This is a genomic window from Actinopolyspora alba (assembly GCF_900112765.1).
Lineage (GTDB): Bacteria > Actinomycetota > Actinomycetes > Mycobacteriales > Pseudonocardiaceae > Actinopolyspora > Actinopolyspora alba.
Genome location: NZ_FOMZ01000003.1, coordinates 1 through 24,187, shown reverse-complemented (window position 1 = coordinate 24,187; position 24,187 = coordinate 1). Strand labels below are relative to the sequence as shown.

At 67.1% G+C, this 24,187-nt stretch carries 19 protein-coding genes; 7 read left to right on the top strand and 12 right to left on the bottom strand.

Annotated features, from left to right (window positions below):
• The first annotated feature begins 411 nt into the window (after positions 1-411).
• The 3 genes from BM150_RS04725 (at position 412) to BM150_RS04715 (ending at position 3,515) form a co-directional block, all read left to right on the top strand.
• Positions 412-1,203: a CDP-alcohol phosphatidyltransferase family protein gene (locus BM150_RS04725; protein WP_245755260.1), complete on the top strand. Its 792-nt coding sequence runs from the start codon at positions 412-414 to the stop codon at positions 1,201-1,203.
• Between the two features lie 2 nt (positions 1,204-1,205).
• A complete protein-coding gene (locus BM150_RS04720) occupies positions 1,206-1,634 on the top strand; it encodes an FAD synthase family protein (protein ID WP_092924501.1) in 429 nt (142 codons plus the stop codon).
• Positions 1,635-1,700: 66 nt separating this feature from the next.
• Positions 1,701-3,515, top strand: a complete 1,815-nt coding sequence (locus BM150_RS04715) for a right-handed parallel beta-helix repeat-containing protein (protein ID WP_092924499.1) — start codon at positions 1,701-1,703, stop codon at positions 3,513-3,515.
• 49 nt (positions 3,516-3,564) lie between these two features.
• Here BM150_RS04715 and BM150_RS04710 read toward each other — a convergent pair whose 3' ends face one another.
• Positions 3,565-5,226, bottom strand: coding sequence for a hypothetical protein (locus BM150_RS04710; protein WP_092924497.1), 1,662 nt, complete (start codon positions 5,224-5,226; stop codon positions 3,565-3,567).
• A 1-nt stretch (position 5,227) separates the two neighbouring features.
• Entirely contained in the window at positions 5,228-6,427 is a 1,200-nt protein-coding gene (locus BM150_RS04705; RefSeq protein ID WP_092924495.1) for a glycosyltransferase, read from the bottom strand.
• 229 nt (positions 6,428-6,656) lie between these two features.
• On the opposite strand from BM150_RS04705, the gene BM150_RS04700 reads away from it, so the two are divergent.
• A complete protein-coding gene (locus tag BM150_RS04700; RefSeq protein WP_092924493.1) occupies positions 6,657-7,946 on the top strand; it encodes an O-antigen ligase family protein in 1,290 nt (429 codons plus the stop codon).
• Between the two features lie 64 nt (positions 7,947-8,010).
• A complete protein-coding gene (locus BM150_RS04695; RefSeq protein WP_092924491.1) occupies positions 8,011-9,303 on the top strand; it encodes a glycosyltransferase in 1,293 nt (430 codons plus the stop codon).
• Here the strand turns inward: BM150_RS04695 and BM150_RS04690 are convergent.
• The 3 genes from BM150_RS04690 to BM150_RS04680 form a co-directional block, all read right to left on the bottom strand.
• Positions 9,233-10,435, bottom strand: coding sequence for a GDSL-type esterase/lipase family protein (locus tag BM150_RS04690; RefSeq protein ID WP_092924969.1), 1,203 nt, complete (start codon positions 10,433-10,435; stop codon positions 9,233-9,235). The two genes, BM150_RS04695 and BM150_RS04690, sit on opposite strands and share 71 nt — an antisense overlap.
• A 71-nt stretch (positions 10,436-10,506) precedes the next feature.
• The gene (locus tag BM150_RS04685) at positions 10,507-11,106 is read right to left on the bottom strand and encodes a TetR/AcrR family transcriptional regulator (protein WP_092924489.1); all 600 of its coding nucleotides are present in this window, start codon (positions 11,104-11,106) and stop codon (positions 10,507-10,509) included.
• A gap of 109 nt (positions 11,107-11,215) precedes the next feature.
• On the bottom strand, positions 11,216-12,763 hold the full coding sequence (locus tag BM150_RS04680; RefSeq protein WP_092924487.1) for a sugar transferase: 1,548 nt from the start codon (positions 12,761-12,763) through the stop codon (positions 11,216-11,218).
• 388 nt (positions 12,764-13,151) lie between these two features.
• Between BM150_RS04680 and BM150_RS04675 the strand changes: the two genes are divergently transcribed.
• Positions 13,152-14,549 carry a mycothione reductase gene (locus tag BM150_RS04675; RefSeq protein WP_092924967.1) on the top strand — a complete coding sequence of 466 codons (1,398 nt, stop codon included), beginning with the start codon at positions 13,152-13,154 and terminating at the stop codon, positions 14,547-14,549.
• 153 nt (positions 14,550-14,702) lie between these two features.
• On the opposite strand, the gene BM150_RS04670 is transcribed toward BM150_RS04675, so the two are convergent.
• A complete protein-coding gene (locus tag BM150_RS04670; protein ID WP_092924485.1) occupies positions 14,703-16,019 on the bottom strand; it encodes a CynX/NimT family MFS transporter in 1,317 nt (438 codons plus the stop codon).
• Positions 16,020-16,068: 49 nt separating this feature from the next.
• On the opposite strand from BM150_RS04670, the gene BM150_RS04665 reads away from it, so the two are divergent.
• Positions 16,069-16,764, top strand: a complete 696-nt coding sequence (locus tag BM150_RS04665; RefSeq protein ID WP_175496689.1) for a FadR/GntR family transcriptional regulator — start codon at positions 16,069-16,071, stop codon at positions 16,762-16,764.
• A gap of 36 nt (positions 16,765-16,800) precedes the next feature.
• Here BM150_RS04665 and BM150_RS04660 read toward each other — a convergent pair whose 3' ends face one another.
• The 6 genes from BM150_RS04660 to ispG form a co-directional block, all read right to left on the bottom strand.
• Entirely contained in the window at positions 16,801-18,324 is a 1,524-nt protein-coding gene (locus BM150_RS04660) for a cobyric acid synthase (protein WP_092924965.1), read from the bottom strand.
• 148 nt (positions 18,325-18,472) lie between these two features.
• Positions 18,473-19,330 (bottom strand): type I methionyl aminopeptidase, encoded by an 858-nt coding sequence (gene map / locus BM150_RS04655; RefSeq protein WP_092924481.1) that lies wholly within the window; start codon positions 19,328-19,330, stop codon positions 18,473-18,475.
• A gap of 110 nt (positions 19,331-19,440) precedes the next feature.
• Positions 19,441-19,854: a type II toxin-antitoxin system VapC family toxin gene (locus BM150_RS04650; protein WP_092924963.1), complete on the bottom strand. Its 414-nt coding sequence runs from the start codon at positions 19,852-19,854 to the stop codon at positions 19,441-19,443.
• 73 nt (positions 19,855-19,927) lie between these two features.
• Entirely contained in the window at positions 19,928-21,736 is a 1,809-nt protein-coding gene (locus BM150_RS04645; protein WP_092924479.1) for a penicillin-binding transpeptidase domain-containing protein, read from the bottom strand.
• A 245-nt stretch (positions 21,737-21,981) separates the two neighbouring features.
• On the bottom strand, positions 21,982-22,818 hold the full coding sequence (locus tag BM150_RS04640; protein WP_092924477.1) for a GNAT family N-acetyltransferase: 837 nt from the start codon (positions 22,816-22,818) through the stop codon (positions 21,982-21,984).
• Between the two features lie 278 nt (positions 22,819-23,096).
• A partial coding sequence (ispG, locus tag BM150_RS04635) for a flavodoxin-dependent (E)-4-hydroxy-3-methylbut-2-enyl-diphosphate synthase (protein ID WP_092924475.1) occupies positions 23,097-24,187 on the bottom strand: 1,091 nt, incomplete at its 5' end.

Here is a 24,187-nt window from a genome sequence, read left to right as displayed (position 1 = left end):
CACCGCGACGACAGGCTCGCGGTACGGTGCCACCGAGCACGATGGCCTCCTGTCCGTCCCTGACCGGTGAGCGGACGATCCCCCGGTCCGACCGGTCCGAAGTGTCCGAACGACGTCCCGGTCGGCGCGCTCCGACGGGGAGCTTACGCCGGTCGCGGGGTCACGGTGACACTCCCCGATGCGAACACCATGATTACGATAACGGTGTAACGAACGGCGTCCACTTGACGAGTATCCGGACACGTCCGAGAGTCTGACGAATCGCGAAGTTTCCGCTCGCTCGGAGCTCACGGCGTTTTCTCCGGCTCCTCGAGTGAACACTCATCGGAAACATCGATTCGATAACGCCCGCCCCGGATCCGGGTGATGCATTCGGACAGAACTACGAGCACCTTCGACGAAGGAGAACCTGTGCGCGGACCTGTCTTACGGAGCGGCTCCCAGCCCGGGAACGATCGGGCCGGCTCGGTGTTCCGGGAAGCGTTACGCCGCCTCCCCGGAGCGCAGAAGTCGGCCAGCGGAGCGCCCGCGTACTCCAGGTTCATCAACCGCAAGGCGGGCGGTTACCTCGCCGCGGCGGCCTATCCGGCCGGGTTCACCCCCAACCAGGTGACCATCATAAGCGCGGCGTTCACGTTCGGTGGGATCCTCGCGTTGGCCGCCGTTCCCCCTTCCCGCACACTGGGTGTGATCGTCGCGCTGGCCCTCCTGCTCGGTTACGCCCTCGACTCCGCGGACGGGCAGCTTGCCAGGCTGCGGGGTGGTGGAAACCCGGCCGGGGAATGGTTGGACCACATCGTCGACAGCGCGAAGATCCCCACGTTGCACCTCGCCGTGCTGCTTTCGACGTTTCGGTTCGGGGACACGGCGAGCGCGTGGTTGTTGGTTCCGCTCGGTTTCGCGGTGACCGAAAGCGTGTTGTTCTTCGCGATGATTCTCAACGACCAGTTGCGACGCGCGCGCTCGAACCCTGCCGCCGCGATGTCGACGAATTCCACGACACCGGGAATCACCAAGTCATTACTGGTCGCGCCGACCGACTACGGAGTGCTGTGCTTATGTTTCATTCTTTTGGGTGACAGGATTCCTTTCATCGCGGTGTACACGGTGTTGTTCGCGGCACATTTCTGTTTCGCCTGCCTGGCGCTGCCGAAATGGTTCCGTGAGATGCGAACGCTGTGCCCACCGGAAACGGGACGGTGAGCATGCCGGTGATCGGATACGCGCCCGGTGCCTACGACATGTTCCACATCGGCCATCTCCGGATTCTGCAGCGAGCGCGTTCGATCTGCGACCGGCTCGTCGCCGGTGTCGCCACCGACGAGATGATCCTGCGTGCCAAGGCCAGACACCCCGTCGTCCCGTTCGAGGAACGACTTGAGATCGTCGCGAGCATCCGGCACGTGGACAAGGCGGTGGCCGATCCCTATCTGGACAAGTTCCTGGCATGGCGAAGGGTCGGTTTCCACGTACTGGTCAAGGGCGACGACTGGAAGGACACCGAACGGGGCGAGGCGTTGGAGAGCAGACTGGCTTCCGTGGGAGTCAGAATCGTGTACTTCCCGTACACCGCACACGTGTCCAGCACCTCGCTCCGTGACCGGATCTCGGTGCCCGACCGTCCCGGCGGTTGACTGACAGTCCGGTCCCAACGACGGCCAACGCGAGCAGACCCGACGACCAGATGAGGCCAACCCGACATGTTTCCGCTGGTTCCGCGTACGGAAAAGCACCGAAACCGACTCGTCGTCGCGGCGGGAGCGGTCCTGCTGTGTGCCGCGGCCGTGCTCGCGATAGTCCTGGTGCGGATCAATTCCGGTACAGCGGAAACGGTGGACAGGCATCCGCTACCCGAAGCCTCCCCGCTCCCCGCGGTTCCCGGCACGAACACGCCGGTTTCCCCGGAAGCGCTGTTCGTGGCCACCGACGGCTCCGACGATGCCGCGGGCACCAGGAAAGCACCGTTGCGCACTCTCGGGGCGGCCGTGGACAGGGCCGACTCCCCCACGACGATCGTGCTCCGGGAGGGAACGTACCGGGAGAGCGTGGGAATCGTGCGCAAACGGTTGCGGATCAGGTCCTTCCCCGGTGAACGGGTGTGGTTGAAAGGCAGTGAGATCGTGGCGGACTGGACCCGTGCCGACGAGGGGTGGCTGCACCGGGACTGGTCACCGGGTTACTGCCGGGACTGCTACCTGCCGGAGATAATCGACTCACGGCATCCGAACGCCGGCCTGCCGGACATGGTCTTCCTGGACGGAAAACCGTTGCGGCAGGTGGCGGAGCGCGGCGAGGTCACTCCGGGGACCTTCTACGTCGACACCGTCGAGGACACCCTGTTGTTGGGATCCGATCCCACGGGCAAAACCGTCGAGGCGAGCGCGCATCCGTGGCTGCTGCAGTTCGACGGACCCCGGGCGGCGGGCAGCAGCCTGCACGGTGTCGGGATCGCGCATTACGCCTCCCGCCAGGAATACGGCAGGAGAGGGGCGATGGTGGTGGTCAACGCCGCCGATGTCGTGCTGCGCGACAACGCGTTCGCGTGGTCTGCCTCCAGCGGGGTGGCCGTGTTCGCCCCGAACGCCGAAGTGGACGGCAACATCATCGTCGACAACGGCCTCGTGGGCCTGATGTCGAACAAGGCGCACGGCGTACGACTGGTGGACAACCGGGTGTCGCGGAACAACAGGGAGCGGTTCGCCCTGTCCGGCCCCGCCATCGGGGCCGGTGGCGTGAAGATGACACGCACCCGGAAAGCGCTGATCGAGCACAACTCGTTCGTGAACAACATCGGCACCGGCTGGTGGTGCGATCTGGGCTGCACCGACGCGACGGTCGTGCACAACACCGCACGCGACAACGCCAAGCACGGCTTGTACTACGAGGTCTCCTCCCGCGCGCTGTTCGCCTCGAACCTGGTCTCGCACAACGACCGGTTCGGCATGAAGATCTCCAGTGCCGACCGCATCGGCTTCTTCAACAACACCTTCTGGCGAAATCACGGCTCCCTGGGAATATACAACGATCCACGCTCCCCGTCCTTCGATCCTTACAGTCAGGAGCTCGGCCTGAGCTGGATCACTGCGGAAACCGAAATCGTGAACAACCTCTTCGCGGGAACCGCTGGCGACGAACCGTTCATCAGGACGGGAGACAACAAAGCAGCGGACGTGAGCACTCCGGCTTTCGTGTCACGCAGCGACGGCAACGTCTACCTGCGGAGTGACGAGCCCTACCTCGCGGAGTGGTACCACGGTGACGAGCGGAAAAGCCGTTTCGAGTCGCTGGCCGAACTGACCGAGGCAACCGGACAGGGCGAACACAGCATCTCGAAGCGCACCGAACGTCATCCGTTCCGCGCACCGGCCAGCGGTGACTTCCGGTTGCGTGACGGCGCGGTGGGGAGCAAGGCAGGACGCCCGCTACCGCGGGATGTCGCCGAGGAACTCGGCGTGCGAGCGTACCGCCGTCCGGATGTGGGCCTGTTGACCGTCCCGGGAGCTCGCGGGACTTGAGCGGACCGGCCCGGCCCGCCCGGAGGCGGACCGGGCCGGTGACAGTCGCTCACCAATCAGTGCTGCCCCGTGGCGAACCGATGGCCGCCCCGTCGGCGTCGACGGCTCTGATCCAGTACTCCGTACTCCCGTCGGGAGCCTGGGTATCGGTGAACCGCATGGTGGGCCGCGACCACGGCCAGGACTCCTTCGTCACCGTGTGGATCGGCTCGGACGCACCGACCCGCACCACTTCGTAACGAATGGCACGGTTCTGGGCGTCCCAGGTTCCGGTCCACTCGATCGTGACGTCCCCGCTGGGCCACTGGCGCCGCACATCCGGAGCTCGGAACGGCACCTGTGGACCGTTGTTGACCGCTTCCGGCACCGAACGCGCCGCGAACCGGGTCAACGACTGCTGTGGCGTGCCGTTTACAGTGGTGAACTCACCACCGACGACGACGTAGTCCGAACCGGCTTCGATCGCCCACGTCCCGTTCTGCCAGGGGCTGTCCGCCGGGCCACCGTTGGTGTTGGGCAACCAGGGCAGCAAGGCGGGAACCGGATCTCCCTCGGTCACGTGGTTCGGGTTGGCAGCGGCCGTACCGGCCACGGCCGTGCTCTCCGCACTCAACCGCTGGTAATCGATCGATCCGTCCTCGGGAAAAGCCCCGAGTGCGGCACAGGAGTGCGTGTGGGATGCCGCGTAGACCACACCCTCGGACACGGCGACCGACTGGGTGTCGCCGTAGCACCCGTCCATCCAGACAGTGGCACCGCTGTCGATGCGCACGGCACCACGGCCCTCGAAACGAACGGCGCCGTCGGCGTCCCAGTTGTACGCGCCGAAATAGGCACGGCCGTTCCCGTCGGTGTCGATGTCGGTGACCACGTCCTCCGGAGTGGGAGCCTGCCACTGCCAGGAGACGTTCGCACCGGTGGTGTCGTCAACGGCCATCAGTGCGGAGTGGGACTGCCCGTTGACATTGTCGAAGGCACCGCCGATGAGTGTGCGCCGCTGTTCCGGCACTGCCGATATGCTGTGGACAGTCGCGTCGACGGTGGGGTTCCACGGCAGCAGTTCCCCCGTGGTGGACACCGCGCCCAGCCTGGTGCGATCGGTGCCGTCGACGCTGTCGAAAGCACCCCCCATGTAGACGGTGTCCTCGGTGACCGAGAGAGCCCGTACGCGACCGGCCACCGTCGGGTCGAACCCGTCCACCAGCGTACGGTCGGCCGCGTCGAAGGACGCCACCCTGGAACGCCACCGATCGTTGATCCGATCGAAGTCACCCCCGACGTAAACCCTGCTCTCGTCAGGGGAGGCGGTGACGTTGAAAACCGTGTCGCATCGCCAACGATTCTCGCCGAGCGAGTCGCACAGCGGACCGGGATCCGCGCTGGATTCGAACGCCGTGGAGGTCACGGAGGGGGACCAGTCGAGCAGCTGCCCGGTCCGGATGTCGAAGGCCAGCAGGTTGTCCCTGTTGACCTCGCCGGCACCTCCCGGAGAGACCCCGGCGGGGCGGGCCTTGCTGAAGTGGCCACCCGCGTAGACGGTATCGCCCACGATCGCCATGGACAGCACGATCCCGTTAGTCTGCGGTGTGGGCAACGCACCGGCCGTAACCGGCTGCGGTTGTTGCTCGGCCGCCCCCGCCGGAGCGGTCAACAGCCCCAGCCCGAGGATCCCGACAAAAGCCGCGCCAACTCTTCGGCTACGACGTAACATCTCACTCCTTTCTGTCCGGTTGACTCCGCCGCGGCTCGGTACGGCCGGTCACGGCGCGACCGAACAACCGCGACACCTTCCCCGTTACCGGGAAGACCCGACGGGCACACAACCGCTCCGCCAGTTCCGCGTAACCGCGGGCCACGACATCCCAGTCGTAGTTGCCCCGCAGCGCGGAGAGCTGTGCACGCCCACGATCCATCGTGTCCTGTGGAAACTCCTCGGCACGGTCGAAGCATTCGGCCAACGAAGCCGGATCGGTGAAGTAGACACCGTGCTCCCCCAGCACTTCCCGGTTGAACGGCACGTCGTAGGCCGATGTCGCGGTCGCGGCCCCCATCGCGCGCAGCAACGACGGGTTGGTGCCACCGACCGAATGCCCGTGAACATACGTGAGCGCGTTCGCGTAGAGCTGGTCGAGGCCCCGCTGATCCCAGACCGACCCCAGCAGCCTCACCCCGGAACCGCGCGCCGCGAGCCTGCGGACGTGCGCGGTGTAGGAATCCGCGTAAGGAGCCGCCCCCACTATCACCAGCGGGTGCACCGCACCACTCCGGAGATAACCGGCCACCGCGACGTCGACGTGGTTCTCCGGTTCGAAACGCGCCACCACGAGGTGGTACTCCCCGGCCCGCAGCCCGTGTTCGGACAGCGTGTCGGCACCGACAGCGTCCAGCACGGGAGCACCGTAGGGAATGTATTCCGTGCCGACGTCGAACCGCTGCGCGTAGTAGTCCTGGATCCCCCGGGAGTCGGCGATGAGCGCGTCGGAACAGCGAACCGCCGCGGCTTCGGCCGCCCGGTAGTAACGGGACCCGAGCCTCCCCCATTTGGCACGTTTCCACTCCAAGCCGTCGACATGGGTGACAACCGGCACCCCACGAGCTCGCAGCAAGGGCAGGAACGGCGCGTTCGCGGCGTTGAAAACCACGGCCACATCCGGTGGATCCCGCAACAGGTGTCCCACCGAGACGCCGGTGTGACTCAGCGTCTCCAGGGTTTTCCTGCGGAGGGCGGGCAACCGTACCAACCGCATTCCCCGGTACTCGGGACTTCGTTCGGCCTCGTCATTGCCGTTGCGGCAGTACACGGTGACTTCGTGGCCCAGCCGAACCAACCGGGCCCCGACCTCCTCCACGCAGGTCTCGAATCCACCGTATCGCGCGGGAACACCCCGCGTACCCAACATCGCTATGCGCATCGCCGTCCAATCGAATCGGCCTGTCCGCCGTAGTTCGGCAATCAATGGTGCGGGCACTGTGACCGCTGTATAAGCTCGCGGTATCAGTTCGTTACCAGATCTCCTCCGAGACGCGCTCCTCGACTCGTCCTCGCTCTCGCGAGCCCGCGCTGTCCGAGCGACCGGCTCCCGGCACCTCGGGCAGGACTGGTAGAACCCGTTCCGCAAGACACCCAAGCCGAGGATTTCCGTGCTCGACTATCGCCGCTTCCTTGCCGACGCATCCGGTTTCCGCTCCGATCGGGACACGATACGACTGACCGTGTGCGCACTGGCGTTCATCATAGCCAGCGAGTACGAATTCCGACTCCGCGATCAGGACCAATCCATCGCGGGGAATCCTGACCTTTTCGTACTGCTCGAGATCGCCACCTACGGAGTGATCGCCTGCTGGTTGTTTCTGCGGTTCCGTCCCACGCCGAGACTCGCGACGGCCCACTGGACGACCCTGGCGGCTTACGCCTACGTCGCGGTGCTCTTCTTGTCCACAGTGTACTCTCCGTACTTCGAGATGGCGCTGGTGCGATCCTGTCAGATGGCGATCATCCTGGCACTGACGCGCACGACGGCGCGGCACTCGGACCGCGCGAGCATGCACTTCTTCGCGCACGCCTACAGTGCGCTTATCACGGTATCGGTGATCTTCGGAGTGCTGGTCCCCTTCCCGCGCAGGGAAAGCCAGCCGGATCGGTTCACCTGGCTGTACCTGCACCCCGTCGCCGCGGGGCAACTACTGGCGATCGCCGTGATCGTGCTCGCGAGCTACGTCATCGGCAGACGCAACACCAGAACCGGTCCGCGCTGGCCGCTGGGGATCTACCTCGGCATGCTGGCCGTCTGCGTCGGCGGGCTGATCGCGACGAACACCCGGAGCGCGGCACTGGCCGCAGCCGTCGGTTCGGTCGTGGCGCTGTGGATCAGGTGGCGGGGAACCCGCAGGCTGGAGATCACGGCCTTCCTGTCGGTAGGCGTGTTGACCGTGGTACTGGCCGCCGCCCCGGCCATAGCCGGGTTCTTCACTCGTGGGCACTCGATGTCGCGGCTGCTGACCCTCAACGCCCGTACCGAACTGTGGGGGTACGCCCTCGAAGCCTTCGGTCAACGGCCGTTGTACGGCCACGGCCTGAGTGCCACTCGCGGGCTCTTCCTCGACGAGATAGGACTCGGCGGCGGTCACAACGCCGTGATCAACCTGCTCGTGAACACCGGTCTGCTCGGCCTGATCGTCTGGTCGGCGTTGGTGATCGGTATATTCGTCAACACCACGCGCGCCAAGCGGCTACGACCGGAACCGCGGGCGGACCGCACCGTCATCATCTCGGTCACCTTGGGAATGCTGGCCAACTCGGTGTTCGCCGAATCCCTCGGAGCGCCCGCCAACGCGTCGGCCGTGTGGCTGCTGATGCTCGCGGCCTGGGCCGGGATGCTCCGGGCGGAAACGGAACTCGCGGGCGACGGGAACTCCGCGACCACCCGCTGACAGCGTCGAGCCCCTCTACCTCCGCACTTCCCGCGCTGCCGGGACAGCCACGATGGGAGCAGCGATGACCCGTTCGCCGTTCGAAAGCCCAGTTACGGCCCGGAAGGCAGCGGCGGTGTTTCGGAAGGCCGTCCGCGACCGCTTTCGGCCCCGCGACAGCCGGAACCACTCGCCGAGCGAGCTGCTGCTGGTGCACCCGTCCGCCGAGTTGTACGGTTCCGACCGCGTGTTCCTCGAATCGGTGCGAGCACTGACCGGGGCGGGACACCGTGTGCTGGTGGTACTGCCCCAGCAGGGTCCACTCGTACCGTATCTGCGACGCACCGGAGCACGGGTGCACCACTGCCCCACGGCGGTGCTGCGCAAAAGCGTGCTGCACCCCACCGGTCTGCTCGGTTTCCTGCGGGACGGTCTTGTCGCGCTACCCGCCATGCTTCGAGTGCTGTCACGCCGTTACGCGGCCGTCTACATCAGCACGATCACCGTTCCCACCTGGACGTTGCTGGCCGCCGCGCTCGGACACCGCGTGGTGACGCACGTGCACGAGGCCGAGGACGCCCAACCGTTACCGGTACGTGTCGGGCTGGCGCTTCCACTGCTGGCGTGCCGCGGTGTCGTGGTCAACAGTCGCGCCGCCGCCGGTGTGCTGCACCGAGCGATCCCTCGGCTGCGGGACCGGACCAGCGTGGTCTACAACGGGGTCGCCGGGCCCGAACACCCCCGCGTGGACACTCGGAGCACCCGGCCGCGACGGCTCGTCCTGGTGGGCAGGCTCTCGCCGCGCAAGGGCACGGACACGGCGGTGCGGGCACTCGCGCTGCTGCGGGAACGGGGACATCCGGTCACGCTGGATCTGATCGGATCCGTCTTCGACGGCTACGAATGGTTCGAACGCGAGATCGAGCGACTGGTGCGCGCGCACGGACTGTCGGACTCGGTCCGGCTGCACGGCTTCGACTCCGCTGTCTGGCACCACTACGCCGAAGCGGACATCGCCCTGGTGCCCTCCCGGTTCGAGCCGTTCGGCAATACCGCTGTCGAGGCACAGCTCGCCGGGTTGCCGGTGGTGGTCACCGACGTCCAGGGACTTCCCGAAACCGTCGGCGACGGCAGCCGCGGCCACATCGTCGAAGCCGACGACCCCGAGGCCCTCGCGGACGGTGTGGAACGGCTGCTGCTCGACTGGTCGGGTGCGTTGGAGCTCGCGGAGCACGCCCGTCACGAGGCAGCCGCGCTGTTCGCCCCGGACCGCTACCACGACTCGCTGCGGCAAACGATCAACGAGCTCACCGTGCCAGGGACCGACGGTCGTCGTGTCCCGCGAAGGGGCCTTCGGGCGCGAAGGCGAACCCGGTGAAACGGTCACCCATACGGCGGTGGGCGGCGGAATCCGGGTGGAGCTCGTCGGGTAGTGGTAGTTCGGCGTAATCGGTCGGACCGTAGAGTTCGCGTCCGTCCAGGTAGTGCAACCTCGGATCCTCCGCCGCCCGCTGCGCCACGATCCTGGCCAGTTCCGCTCGAATCGTTTCCAGCGTGAGCTTCCCGTTCGCCCGTTCCGCCGGATCCCCGGTGGCGAGGAAGCGCAACCGCCCGAGTTCGGACTCGGTGAGGTCGGGGGCGCTGGGGCCCGGGGTGGATTCGTGGATCGGGCAGTGGATGGGTGAGACGACCAGCAGCGGAGCGTCGGGATGCCCTTCCCGGATGGTGTCGAGGAAACCGTGCACCGCGGGTGTGAGGGCACGCAGCCGCATCAGATCGGCGTTGACCAGGTTGATGCCGAGCTTGAGGCTGATCAGGTCGGCGGGGGTGTCGCGCATCGTTCGCGCGGTGAACGGGTCGAGCAGCGCGCTGCCGCCCAACCCCAGGTTGACCAGGTCCACCCCGGCGGTGTTCGCGGCGAGCGCGGGCCAGGTCGCGGTGGGGCTCGCGGCGTTGGAACCGTGGCTGATCGAGCTGCCGTGGTGCAACCAGACGGCACGGTCCGGTTTCGGGGACGGCTCGACAGGGGCGTCGGTGCGCAGGGCCACGAGTTCGGTGGTCTCGTCGTGCGGTAACCAGATCTCGAGATCCTTCACGCGTTCGGGCAGATCGGTGAAGCGAAGAGTTCCGACCGGTCCGGTATGCCGCTGGACGTCACCTGTCGTCATGTCGATTTCGAGGGTGTCGCCCCCGCTGACGTGGGACTGCTCCACCAGCGAGCCGTCGACGAGCAGGTCGTAGATTCCGTCCGGTCGAGGCGGCGCCCCACGGTAGATCCGCTTGGTCGGCACGGTGTCCAGCTCGACAGTGGTGGCTCGGGTGCGCAGGGCGAGCCGGACGCCGGAGGGCTGGCTCTCGGCCATGGCGAGTTGTCCGTCACCGCACTGGGCGAGTGCCCTGGCGGGCAGCCGATGCGGTAGCAATCCGCGTTCGGTGTGCTCCGTCTCGACCGCGCCGCGCAGCAGATTCGCGGTGAGAGGTGTGTCGATCGGGGTCGGCTCGTTGTGCATGGTCTCTTCCTGTCGCGTGTTGGTGGCCGGGAGCCGTCGGTACGCCTCGGGGGCGCGAACGCGGACGGGGTTCAACTCCCCTGCTGTGAGGCGTCGGGCTGTGCGGCATCGGGCCAGTTCCGCAGCAGGGCATCGAGAACTTCCACGATTCGTGCCCAGGATCGCCCGCTGTCGGGAGCGCTGTGGCTGAATCCGCCCTCCAGCTCCAGGCTGACGTAGCCGTGGAAAACACTGCCCAGCAGCCGAACCGCGTGTGTCTGCTCATCGCCGGTGATGTCGTAGCCCCGCAGGACGGAGCGCAGGAGTCGCGCGTGCCTGACTCCGGCACTAGCTGCCGCCGTCTCCGGATCGAGTCGGTAACGACTCGCGGCGTAGCGGCCGGGATGCTGCCGAGCGTAGTCACGGTAGACGTCGGCGAAGGCGACCAGGGCATCCCTGCCCGCCCGTCCGGCCAGTTCGGCAGCGGCACGATCGGTGAGTTCCTCCAGGGCGAGCAGCGCGATCCTGGTCCTGAGGTCGTGCGAGCCGTCCAGGTGTGAGTACAGGCTCGCGACCCTGACACCGAATCGCCTGGCCAGCGCGGAGACCGTCACCTGCTCGAAGCCGACCTCGTCGGCCAGCTCCGCCGCTTCACCGATGAGACGTTCCGCGCTCAGCCCCGCTCTCGGCACAACATCCCCCGTCCGCAGCTTACCTAAAAGGTACTATACAAAACCTAAACCATTTAGGCAATTTGCGTATGCCCTCCCGGCGAGGCGGGAGCGGCCCGGCCACTCACCGTCAGTAGGCTCCCTCCCTGGACATCACCGCACGCACCGTCTTCCAGAGGATCATCCCGTCCAACGTCAGTGACCAGTTCTCCACGTAACGCAGATCCAGCCGCACGCTCTCCGCCCACGAGAGGTCACTCCTGCCGCTGACCTGCCACAGTCCGGTCATCCCGGGACGCACCAGGAAGCGACGGTGCATCTCCGGCTCGTAGGACTCGGTCTCGTTCGGCAGTGGCGGCCGCGGCCCCACCAGTGACATGTCACCGACGAGAACGTTGACCAGCTGCGGCAACTCGTCCAGGGAGTAGCTCCGCAGCACGGAACCGAGACCGGTCACCCTGGGATCGCACCTCGACTTGAACAGCGGCCCGGCTCCCTCGTCGATGAGCTCACCGTCGGAGGATGAGGCATCCGCGCCGGTGACCATCGTCCGGAACTTCAACATGGTGAACACGTGGCCGTTGTGACCGACACGTCGTTGCCGGTAGAACACCGGCCCCGCGCTGTCCAGTTTGATCCCCGCGGCGATCACGAGCAGCAGGGGAGACAACGCCAACAGCAAAAACAGTGCCCCTGTTCTGTCCATAACGGACTTGACGAACAGCCGCGGCCCGGTCAGCACCGGCTCGCTCAGCCGCAACAGCGGCATGCCGAGCACCTCGGACACGTGCACCCTGGGACCGGCGATGTCCATCAGCACCGGAGCCACCACCATCTCGGTGGCGGTACCCTCCAGTTCCCAGGACAGCCACTGCAGCCGTTGACGTGTCCAGTAGCCGTCGGCACTGATCATCACCGCCCGGTAGGCATCCAACCGCGCCTGCCGAGCGACGTCGCCGAGGCTTCCCACCACCGGAACGGAGTCGATCTGATCGACGTCCGCACCGCTTCCCGAGCGTCCCGCGGTGCACACCGCGCGGATCTGCCAACCGAGATGGGACTCCCTCCGGGTACGCGCGATCAGATCGCGCAGCGCTTCGGGGTCCCCCGCCGCGATGACCGGAAGCATGCAGCGCCCCGCGGCCCGCTTCCGATGCAGCAGTTTGCGCAGCACGTAACGCTGCAACAAGCACAGCACGGCGGCCGAGGGCAACACGGCGAAGATCCAGCCCCGCAACTGACCGACACCGGCGGCGACCGCCCCGAACGCCAACAACACGGCAGCGGTCAGCAGTGCCCTGCCCAACCGGTGGAACTCCTCGGCTCCCTGCCCGAGAATTCTGTGGTCCCAGGCCGGAACCAGGCCGACGAGCAGCGCGGCGGCGGTGACGGCCGCGAACAGCACCGTCCGCCACGGCTCGGAAGGGGCCGAGATCACCGTGCCACCCGCCACGGCCAGCCCCGTGGCGGTCACATCGCCGAGAGCCACCAACGAACGGTAACGACGCTCCCACGGCAACGCCCGAGCACTGTGCGACCGTGGCGCGCCATCGCGGCGCGCGTCGCGCCTCACTTCGGTGGCCCCGGCGCCGGAAACCTCCTGGCCCGAACCGCCCGCGGCGGGAATCTTCTGTCGTAGCTCGACGGGGTGTTCCCGCTGCCGCGAGGATAACCGCATTCGTACTCCAACTCACCGCGAACGCACGGGCCCATCGGCCCGCGGAACCTCGCGGATTCCTTCCTCACGGGAATGTTCGACTTGCTGTTCCCCCAGTTTTTCGAGCATCTTTCATATCACGTTACATCCAGCACACCCGCGCGATTGCGGAATATTCCCTGCGCACGACGCGATCGATGCGAACACGACGAACGTTCCGGATGGAGAACAACCTCGTAACAATTGGCTATTTTCCGTTCAAGGAAACAGAACTCGTTGCCGAACGGGGCTCAGTCGGCCCTTCCGCACCACGGGACGTGTGGTCGCGCGGCCACCGAACGCGTAGGAATTTCCGGAACGAACCCCGGGTTGTACGCGGCGGCAAGGAAGCAGAGACGGGATGGGGCACGTGCGACACTTCGATCTGATCATCATCGGCACCGGTTCGGGTAACGCGATCCTCGACGAACGATTCGCCGACTGGGATGTCGCGGTCGTGGAGAAGGGTGTCGGAAGCCACTCGTCCTACGGCGGCACCTGCCTGAACGTGGGGTGCATACCGACGAAGATGTTCGTGCACACCGCCGATGTCGCCAACTCCCCGGCCGCCGGGGAACGGCTGGGAGTCGGAGTACGGCTCGACGAGGTGCGGTGGCGCGAGATCAGGGACCGCGTGTTCGGCAGGATCGACACGATCGCCGAAAGCGGAAAGCGGTTCCGCAGGGACGAGAACCCCAACGTGACGCTTTACGAGGGCACCGCACGGTTCACCGCGGCACGGGAGCTCCGGGTGGAGACGGCCGAAGGGCCGACCACGATCAGTGCCGACCGGGTGGTGATCGCCGCGGGAGGCCGCCCGGTGATTCCGGAGGTCCCGGGCATCGAGGACGTCGAGTACCACACCAGTGACAGTGTGATGCGTCTGGAAAGCCTTCCGGAAAGCATGATCATCATGGGCACGGGTTTCATCGGGGCGGAGTTCGCGCACATCTTCGCCGCGCTGGGCGTACGCGTGACCATGGTCGGCCGTTCCGGACGGGTGCTGCGTGGCGAGGACGACGACATCTCGGCACGGTTCACCGAGCTGGCCGCACGGCAGTGGGACCTGCGGTTGAACCGGCGCGAGATCGAGGTGAGCGGTTCCGGGGAGGGCGTGCGGCTCCGGCTGGACGGCCCGGAAGGGGCCGAGACCCTCGAAGCACGGACGCTGCTGGTGGCCACGGGGCGTCGCCCCAACTCGGACCTGCTCGACACCGCCGCGGCGGGAATCGAGACCGCCGAGGACGGAAAAGTCAAAGTGGACAGCACGCAGCGCACCACCGTCGAGGGAGTGTGGGCGCTGGGCGACGTCAGCAGCGAGTACGAGCTCAAGCACGTCGCCAACCACGAGGAGCGGGTGGTGCAGCACAATCTGCTGCACCCGGACACACCGATCGAGTCGGATCACCGCTTCGTGCCGCACGCGGTGTTCTCCGAACCACAGATCGCCTCGGTGGGACTCACCGAGCAGCGGGCCGCCGAGCACGGCATCGGTTACGTCACCGCCACACAGGACTACGGCGGCATCGCCTACGGATGGGCGATGGAGGACACCACCGGCTTCGCCAAGCTGCTCGCCGACCCCGCGACCGGGAAGCTGCTCGGGGCACACATCATCGGGCCGCAGGCACCCACCGTGATCCAACCGCTCGTTCAGGCCATGGAGTTCGGCATCGACGCGCGTTCCATGGCTCGCGGCCAGTACTGGATCCACCCCGCGATGCCCGAGCTGGTGGAGAACGCGCTGCTCGGCCTGCCCTTGGACTGATCGGGCGGGTACGAGAGCGGGCGCGGATCGGCCAGGTGGGCACCGCGGTGCTCACCTGGCCGATCCGCGCCCACCACTCGCACGGTTCCCGCACCCGTTCCCGCCGGAGCTCCCGGCCCCCTGCCGACGGAAATCCCGGAGGGGAACCCCGGATCAGAGGGTGCGGGGGCGCCCGGCGAACGCACCGAGGACTGCCTGCGCCGTGAGCACTCCTATCAACACCACCAGCGACGCCGACCAGCTCGCGGTGACGTCGTGCAGCATTCCGAACAGGAAGGGGCCGGTGGAGGCGATCAGGTAACCGATGCTCTGGGCCATTCCGGACAGCCTGCCCGTGTCGGCCGCGCTGCTGGTGCGCAGCGATATCAGCACCAGCGCCAGCGGGAACGCGCTCATCCCCACGCCGATCAGCAGCGCCCAGAGCAGCGGCGCGCTCATCGGCGCGAACAGCACCCCCAGGAAGCCGCTGATGGCCGTGGCCGCCAGGCAGACCGTCCAGACCGACTGACCGTTCGTCCTCGTGACCAGGGGTGGCAGCACCATGCTGATCGGTACGCCGATCAGCAGCACCAGGCCCAGCAGCCCTCCGGCGGCACCGGCACCGGCACCGGCCGATTTGAACACCTCGGGAAGCCAGCCCATGACCACGTAGGCCACCAGCGACTGCATCGCGAAATAACCGGTAACCGCCCAGGCCAGCGGGCTGCGCAGCAACGAGGAACCTTCCGCCGTCGACTCCGCTCGCTGCCGGGCCGCGGCTCCGGAGTCGGGACCGCGACCACTGCCCGCCGAGTTCCAGACGACGAATGCCGCCAGGGCCAGCACCGCCCAAGTGGCCAGTGCCAGGCGCCATCCACCCAGCTCGGCACGTAACCAGGGAGTGAAGGCGGACCCCACGGAGCCGCCCGCGGCCATCGCCGTGGTGTAGAGGCCGGTGGCCATACCCACCCGCGTGGGGAACGACTCCTTGACCACCACCGGGATGAGGACGTTGCACATCGCGATAGCGGCGCAGGCGACCACGGTGCCTGCGAGGACGGTGATCGTGCCGCCCACGACTCGCAGCAGCATCGCCGCGGTCAGCACGCCCAGCGCGACACCGACGACGCTCCGCCTCCCCCAGCGACGCGCCAACAGCGGTGCGGCTATGCCCGCCACCCCGAAGCACAGCGTCGGCACCGAGGTGAGCGCGCTGGCCCAGACGGTACTGGCACCGAGCGCGTCACGTACCCCGCCGAGTATCGAGGAGAGGCTGGTCACCGCGGGGCGCATGTTCGCCGCGGCGAGCGCGACCCCGAGCAGCAGCAGCCCACCGCCCGCGGCCGCGTTCCGGTCTGGGAGGCCGTTGATCTCGGGGGTACTTTCGTTGGCTTGCGAACTCGTATCATTCCGGGCCTCGCCCGCCCCGGAACTGGCATCCTGGACGATCAACCGATCGGGAACGGTTTCGGTACGCGACTCGGAAGACATCGCGTACTAGTATCGCAAACGTAGGATGTTTGGATGAAAGGACCTCGCTGTGCCCTTGGTCACGACAACGAGGACCGGTTTGGTGGACCAGGTCATCGCCCAGATGCGTGAGTTAGTCGCATCAGGCGAGTGGCCTCTCGGGCAACGGATCCCACCGGAGGCGGAACTCGTCAACGCGCTCGGCGTCGGGCGCAACACGGTCCGCGAAGCGGTGCGGGCCCTGGCTCACGCGGGACTGCTGGAGGTCCGGCAAGGAGACGGCACGTTCGTACGCGCCACGAGCGAGCTGTCGGGAGCCGTCAGCAGGTTGTGCGACACCGAACTCCGGCAGGTTCTGGAGGTACGGCGCGCCCTGGAAGTGGAAAGTGCCCGGTTGGCGGCTAACGCCCGGACCGAAGCCGACGTCGCGGACCTGGAGATCGCGCTGCGGGAACGGGACACCGCCCTCGCCGAACGCGACTCGGAGCGGGTCGTGCACACCGACAGCCGATTCCACCTGCGGCTGGTGGAAGCCTCGCACAACCCGGTGCTGATCCAGCTCTACCAGGGCATCAGCGAAGCGGTGCTCTCCAGCGTGGCCACCACCTTCGACCCCGAGGTCCCCCCGGAACGCGACGTCTCCCACACCGAACTGCTGGAAGCCGTACGCGACGGTCATCCCGAACGGGCCGCGGTCGAGGCGGGCGGTTTCCTCGACGAACTACTCTCCGAGTTCACCTCGGAGGAGGAGCACAACACCGCCTGAAAACGATCAGGAGGTCATCACCGGGAACACACCCGGTCAGGGCGAGACCAGACCGCTGGAGACGCGCGGCAGACCGGCGGGGGCACCCCGGTCGAGCAACCGAAGCAACGCGTCGGTGTCCAGGTGGTGTTCCACCATGTCCCCGAGCAGGTCCAGCTGACCACGGCGCAGCTCGGCGAACGAGGTGTCCGCGGCGACGCGGAAACCCGTCCTCCCGGCGATCCGGGCGGCGCGTTCCAGGAAGTCGCGACGGAACGCGTCGTTCTCGAACAGGCCGTGCCAGTGCGTCCCCGCGACGGAACCGTGCAGCGCTCCCTCCCCGTTACCGTCGGGGAGCAGAACCAGCGGCTCGGTCTCGGGAGGGCGCCGCACCCTGCCGTGGTGAATCTCGTAACCGGAAACCGGCTGCCCCAAAGCGGTGCCCACGGGATTGCCCAGCGTCTTGGCCGTCTCGAACTCTATCTCCATGTCCAGCAGCCCGAGAGCGTCGATCTCCGCACCTGACTCGACGTGATCGACGATCCGCTCCCCCAGCATCTGGAACCCACCGCAGATTCCCAGCACCGGCAGGCCCGCGGCGGCGTGTTCGAGAACCGCCTCGGCCAGTCCGGTTCGTCGGAGCCAGTCGAGATCGGCGACCGTGGACTTGGAGCCGGGAAGCACCACAAGATCGGCGTCCGCGATCCGGGAAGGCTCCGTCACGAACCGCACCGAGACACCGGGCTCGGCCGCCAGCGCCTCGACGTCGGTGGCATTGGACACGCGCGGCAGTCGCGGCACGGCCACGCGCAACCACTGCTCGCCCACCGGTGGGGCGGGGCGACCGACCACACCGTCGGCCACGTACGACAGCGAGTCCTCCGCGTCCAGCCAGAGCTCCTCCGACCACGGCAGCACACCGTGCACGGTTCGACCGGTGAGTTCGGCGAGCTCCCGCAACCCCGGGGTGAGCAGGTCGGGTTCACCGCGGAACTTGTTGACCACGAACCCGGAAACGAGCGCCTGGTCGGCCGGATCCAGCAGCGCGAGCGTGCCGAACAGCTGGGCGAACACCCCACCCCGGTCGATGTCGCCGACCACCAGCACGGGCAGCTCGGCGGCACGAGCGAGTCCCATGTTGGCGATGTCCTGGGCACGCAGGTTGATCTCGGCCGGTGACCCGGCCCCCTCACAGATCACGTAGTCGTACTCGGAGCGCAGCTCGGAAAGCGTAGCGGTAACCGTGTGCAGCAGCTCGGCCTTGCGCTCGCGATAAGACAGCGCGGTGGCCTGCCCAGCCACCCGTCCCAGCACCACGACCTGGGAAGTGCGATCACTGCCCGGCTTCAGCAGCACCGGATTGAACCGGACGTCGGATTCGACACCGGCGGCCATGGCCTGTACTGCCTGCGCACGTCCGATCTCACCGCCCGAGGTGGTGACGACGGAGTTGTTGGACATGTTCTGCGCCTTGAACGGCGCCACCCGGGCACCGCGACGCGCCAACCAACGGCAGAGCGCGGCCACGAGTACGCTCTTGCCCGCGTCGGAGGTCGTCCCGGCAACCAGCAGTGAATTCACGTCGGATTTCATACACCACGGCCACGTCCCCGCGTGCTTACCCACCACGCGGAAGTGCCCTCGCTCACAACCCGTGCCATCGAGCGGAACGGGGGCGTGCCCAACGTGAGCGCGCCCCGGCCGGGCATCCGCGTTCCTCCCGGAGCGTTCAGGGACGCGTGAGGATCTCGTTGCCGTCCTCGGTGATCAGAATGGTGTGCTCGAACTGCGCGGTCCAACTCTTGTCACTGGTCGTAACCGTCCAGCCGTCGTCCCAGACGTCGTACTCGTGAGTCCCGAGCGTGATCATCGGTTCGATGGTGAACGTCATGCCGGGTTCGATCACCGTCTGCACCGACGGCTCGTCGTAGTGCAGCACCACGAGGCCGCTGTGGAACGAGCGACCGATGCCGTGTCCGGTGAAGTCCCGTACGACGCCGTAGCCGAACCGCTTGGCGTAGGACTCGATGACTCGTCCGATCACGTTCAGCTGCCGCCCCGGCTGCGCCGCACGGATCGCGCGCATCGTGGCCTCGTGGGTGCGTTCCACGAGCAACCGGGCCTGTTCGGAGACCTCTCCCGCGAGGAACGTCGCGTTGTTGTCACCGTGCACACCGCCGATGTATCCGGTCACGTCGACGTTGACGATGTCCCCGTCCTCGATCACCGTGGAATCGGGTATCCCGTGGCAGATGACCTCGTTCAACGAGGTGCAGCACGACTTCGGAAACCCGCGGTAACCGAGGGTGGACGGGTAGACCCCGTTGTCGACGAAGAACTCGTGCACCACGGCGTCGACGTGGTCGGTGGTCACACCGGGACGGATCGCCTTGCCCGCCTCCTCCAGCGCCTGGGCCGCGAGCTTGCCCGCGACACGCATGGCATCGATCACTTCGGGAGGCTGCACGTCGGGATCGGTATTGCGCCGCGGTGCCGGTTTGTCGACGTACTCGGGACGCTCGATACCGGACGGCACCGGACGGCGGGGGGTTTGCTGTCCTGGTTGCAGCGGGCTTCGTACGGGCATGTCCTCACTCTAGAACGTCGGCACCACGCGAAACCGCCCGCAGTCGAGCACGTGGCCCCGAAATGACCAACCACACAGCGCCGCGCCGAAAGCGGGGAGGACGACTCCGCTCAACCAGTCACGCCGGGTGCGTCGTTGCCCGGCGAGACGGTCACCAGACCGACGCGTTCGGCGGCACGCAGCATCACCGGGTCGTAGGAGACGAACGCGTGCAGTCCGTCCCGCGCCTGGCAGGCGGAGGCCAGTTGGATGGCCTCCGTGGAACTCAGCGGCGAGTCGAATCCGCTCGCGGTGTCGAGCACGTCCTGCCCGACGGGTAGTTGTTCGATCTTCGACACCACGATCGAGGCAAGATCCTCGGCCGCGGGACCCGCCGTACGAAAACTACGGAGTATGTCGACCCTGGAGACCGCGCTGGTGGCACGTGGCTGTTCCCAGTTGCTCCGGATCCACACGCTGAGCGCGTTGCTCTCCGGCTCCGCGGCGATCAGCTTCTGCAGGGCCGAAGAATCGAAGTAGATCACATCCACTCCCGTCCACGGTGATCTCGCACCGCGCCCGGAACGGCACGGTGCGCGACAACCTAACACACCGGAATCAGCCGACCCCGTCGAGAAACTTCTTCGAGACCCGAACCGCCCGCTCCGAAGTCCCGGCGTCGGTCACCAGCACCGCGAACGACAGGTCCCCCCGGTACCCGGTGAACCAACCGTGCGCCCGACTGCCGTCGCCGAACTGTGCGGTCCCCGTCTTACCCGCCACTTCGCCGAGGCCGGACAGCTCGGTGGCGGTCCCGGAACGCACGACCTCCCGCATCATCTCGCGGAGTTTCCGCAACGCCTGTTCGGAGGGGGCGCGTTTCGCCTGCTCGTTCACTCGCGTTTCGGCTGATTCGAGCAGTTTGGGCGTGGGCATGGAGCCGTGGGCCACCGAGGCGCTGGCCAGCGCCATCCCGAACGGACTGGCGAGCACCTTGCCCTGGCCGATGCCGTTGACCGCACGCGTCACCTCATCCTCGGAGGAGGGCACTTCTCCCGTCAGGGTGGTTATGCCGGGGATCGCGAAGTCGGCGCCGATTCCCAGTTTCTCGGCGGCCGTCGGCAACGCCGAGGCCGGCAGCCGGGAGGCCAGTCCGGCGAAGGTGGTGTTGCAGGACTCGGCGAAGGCCTTCTTCATGGTCACGCGGCCGAGGTCGAAATGATGCGCGTTGGGCAGTGTCTTGCCGTTGAAGGTCCGCTCCGCGGGACAACCGAGTTTCGTACCGATGTCGGCCTCGCCGGCTTCGAGAGTCGCGAGAGCGGTCGCCATCTTGAAGGTGGACCCCGGCGGGTACTGCCCCGTCAGCGCCAGTGCGCCCTTGTCGTCGGCGGCCTTGTTCTGCGCGACGGCCAGCACCCCGCCGCTGGAGGGGCGCATCGCCACGATCATGGCGGGCTTGTCGATCGGGTCGACCGCGTTCTCGGCGGCACGCTGCACCTTGTCGCTGAGTGTGGTCCGGAGTGCCTCGGTAGGCTGGGGTTCGGCCCGGTGCAGCGTCTTCAGCTCCGCGCCGGAGGAGTTGGCCGTGAAGACGCGCCAGCCGTCGCTGCCGTTCAACCGGTCCTTCCGGTTCTCGGAGATGGCGGGAAGCACCTGGGAGGCGTAGTCCTGTTCCGAGGCCACCAGGGCGGTCCTGTCCGGGAACCGGACCCCCGGTAATTCGTATATCGCGGACTTAACCCGCCGGTAGTCGGACAGGCGCAGTGTGACCACGGTGTAGGCCTGGTTCTCGGGCGTGTCCTTGGCGCCCTCGACTATCCCCCGCTTGGTGACGCTGGGGGCCACCGGTTCCAGGCCCCGTGCCAGTGACCCGGCGACCTCGGAGAGGTTGTCCACCTCCTTGCGCACCACGGTGACGCGAATCAGTCGTTGGGGCCCCATCAGACGGGTACCGTCCCGCCCCAGGACCGGCGCGGGAGTGGCGGGATCCAGCTGGTAGTGCAGGCTCTGCCCCGAACCGAGCTCGGGATGCACCACGGAGGGCTGCCAGTGGACCTTCCAGGAGTCCTCGTTCTCGCGCAGCTCGAGTTCACCGTCGTAGTTCCAGACCCGATCGGAGCCGAACTTCCACGAAGCGCGGAACTTCGCGGTGGTGGGACTGCCACCGTCACCGGAGTCGACCCCGGTGACGGAGGCCTCGACCTTCTCCGGCGAGAGATTCCGCCTGGTCTCGCCCAGGAACTTTCGAGCGGTTTCCGGTGCGTCGGTGCGGCGAGCGGCCGCCGCGTTGTCGCCTGCGGCGAAGTCACGCAGATAGGCGGCCGCCGCGTCCTCGGCCGAGGGGCCGGAGTCGAACACGCCGCAGGAAGCCAGCGGCAGGGTAACGAGCAGTCCCGTCAGAGCACTGAGAGCACGAGCTGTACGCACAGATCGCAGTATGCCGAAGAACCGTCCAGGTGTCGTGCGTGCTGTGTTGCGCAGAACGCACCATGACACGACCGAGGTCGCTGAACAGGAGGAAAGTATCCATCGAACGCATTACGGCGAGTAAGAAGTGTTTCGATTCACAATCACCCCGCCGTCATGCCCGGGCTCGGGCCTCGTCACGGCGAGAGCCGGGCGGGATGTTCCGCCGAGCGAACGCGGGAAAGAGCCGGGGCAGCAGAGTTCGACTAGAGCAGTACGGTGCTGAACGTTCCGGCCCGCCGGAATCCGATCTTTCGGTAGGCCGCTCTGGCGGCGATGTTGAAATCGTTGACGTAAAGGCTCGCCCTGCGCCCCATACCGCGCACCAGATGGTCGGCGACGGCCGCGGTACCGGCTGCCCCCAGTCCACTGCCACGCCGATCGGGGCGTACCCAGACCCCCTGGATCTGACCGACGGTACCGGAGATCGCACCGATCTCGGCCTTGAAGACCACCTGGCCGTCCTCGAACCGGGCGAACGCGCGTCCACTGGCTATCAGATCGGCCATTCGCGCGCGATAACCCACGGCACCACCGTTGCTGCGGGGATCCACGCCGACCTCCTCGACGAACATGGACACCGCCGCGGGCAGGTAGCTGTCGAGTTCCTCGGAACGGACCTGGCGCACCGCGGGGTCCACCCACCCCGCGGGAGGTTCGGACATCGCCAACAACGGCTGCTCGGGACGCACCTCCCTGGCGGGGCCCCAGTTGGCGGACAACTCGGACCACAGTGACATGACCTGTCTGGCGGGGCCGACGAGCGAGGAACACACCCGCCTGCGGCGAGCCGCGCGGTCGGCGAAAGCGCGCATCGCGTCCCTGCCCCCGCGCAGCGGTATGAGATTGGCACCGGAGTAGCAGAGCCCCTCGAAGCCGCTGCCGAATCCCCACAGCTCGCCACTCAGATAGACCGGATCGATCTCGGCGGCCTCGATTCGGGAAAGCACCATGCAAGCGGCCACGGGATCCGATTCCAGCAGGGAACGAACGCTTGCCAAGTCCCTTCCCTGTAACAACCGCGCACCCGCGAGCTTGAGCACTGCTCAAGCGTGCCAGAAACCCGTAGGACAACGCCGCACGAGACATCCCGGAAGTGAGGTATTCCGCACCGAGATCACCCGATCGAAGGAACTTTTCGAGCAGGATCGCCAGCCTGACCAGGGAATCCCGCCGGACAGGACTCCCCGCTGGAACAGGTCGGAACGGCCCGCCGACGACGGGCCGCCCCGAAACCACCGGCCTGTCCGCGGTCACCGAACCGTCGCGAACAACCGGGCCGTCCGCTGCAGCGACAGCCGGACAGCGGATACCGCACCGGTCAGCCGACGGTGACGGTCGGCGACTCGTCGGAGCTCTGCTCCATCCCCTCCGCCAGGCGTCCGGCCTCCTCGATGAGGGTTTCCACGATCTGGTTCTCCGGCACGGTCTTGATGACCTCGCCCTTGACGAAGATCTGTCCCTTGCCGTTGCCCGAGGCCACCCCGAGGTCGGCCTCGCGGGCCTCGCCGGGGCCGTTGACCACGCAGCCCATCACCGCCACCCGCAGCGGAACCTCCATGCCCTCCAGACCGGCGGTGACCTCGTCGGCGAGCTTGTAGACGTCGACCTGCGCCCGCCCGCAGGACGGGCAGGACACGATCTCCAACTTGCGCGGCCGCAGATTCAACGACTGCAGGATCTGGGTGCCGACCTTGATCTCCTCCACCGGCGGGGCGGACAACGACACACGGATCGTGTCCCCGATCCCCTGCCGCAGCAGCGATCCGAAGGCCACGGCCGACTTGATCGTGCCCTGAAAAGCCGGACCCGCCTCGGTCACCCCCAGATGCAACGGGTAGTCACACCGCTCGGCGAGGATCTCATAAGCCCGCACCATCACCACGGGATCGTTGTGCTTGACCGAGATCTTGACGTCGTGGAAGTCGTGCTCGGCGAACAGGCCGGCTTCCCACAACGCCGACTCGGCGAGCGCCTCGGGCACGGCCTTGCCGTACTTCTCCATCATGCGCGGGTCGAGCGAGCCCGCGTTGACGCCGATGCGGATCGGGGTGCCGGTGTCCTTGGCCGCCCGGGAGATCTCCTTGACCTGATCGTCGAACTTGCGGATGTTGCCCGGATTGACCCGGACCCCCGCGCAGCCCGCCTCGATCGCCGCGAAGACGTACTTCGGCTGGAAGTGGATGTCGGCGATCACCGGTATCTGGGACTTCCGCGCGATGATCGGCAACGCCTCGGCGTCGTCGGAGGTCGGGCACGCCACGCGCACGATGTCACAGCCCGACGCGGTGAGCTCGGCGATCTGCTGCAGCGTTCCGTTGATGTCGGTGGTGTTCGTCGTCGTCATCGTCTGCACCGAAACCGGGTGATCACTGCCGACACCGACCGGCCCGACCTGTAACTGGCGGGTTT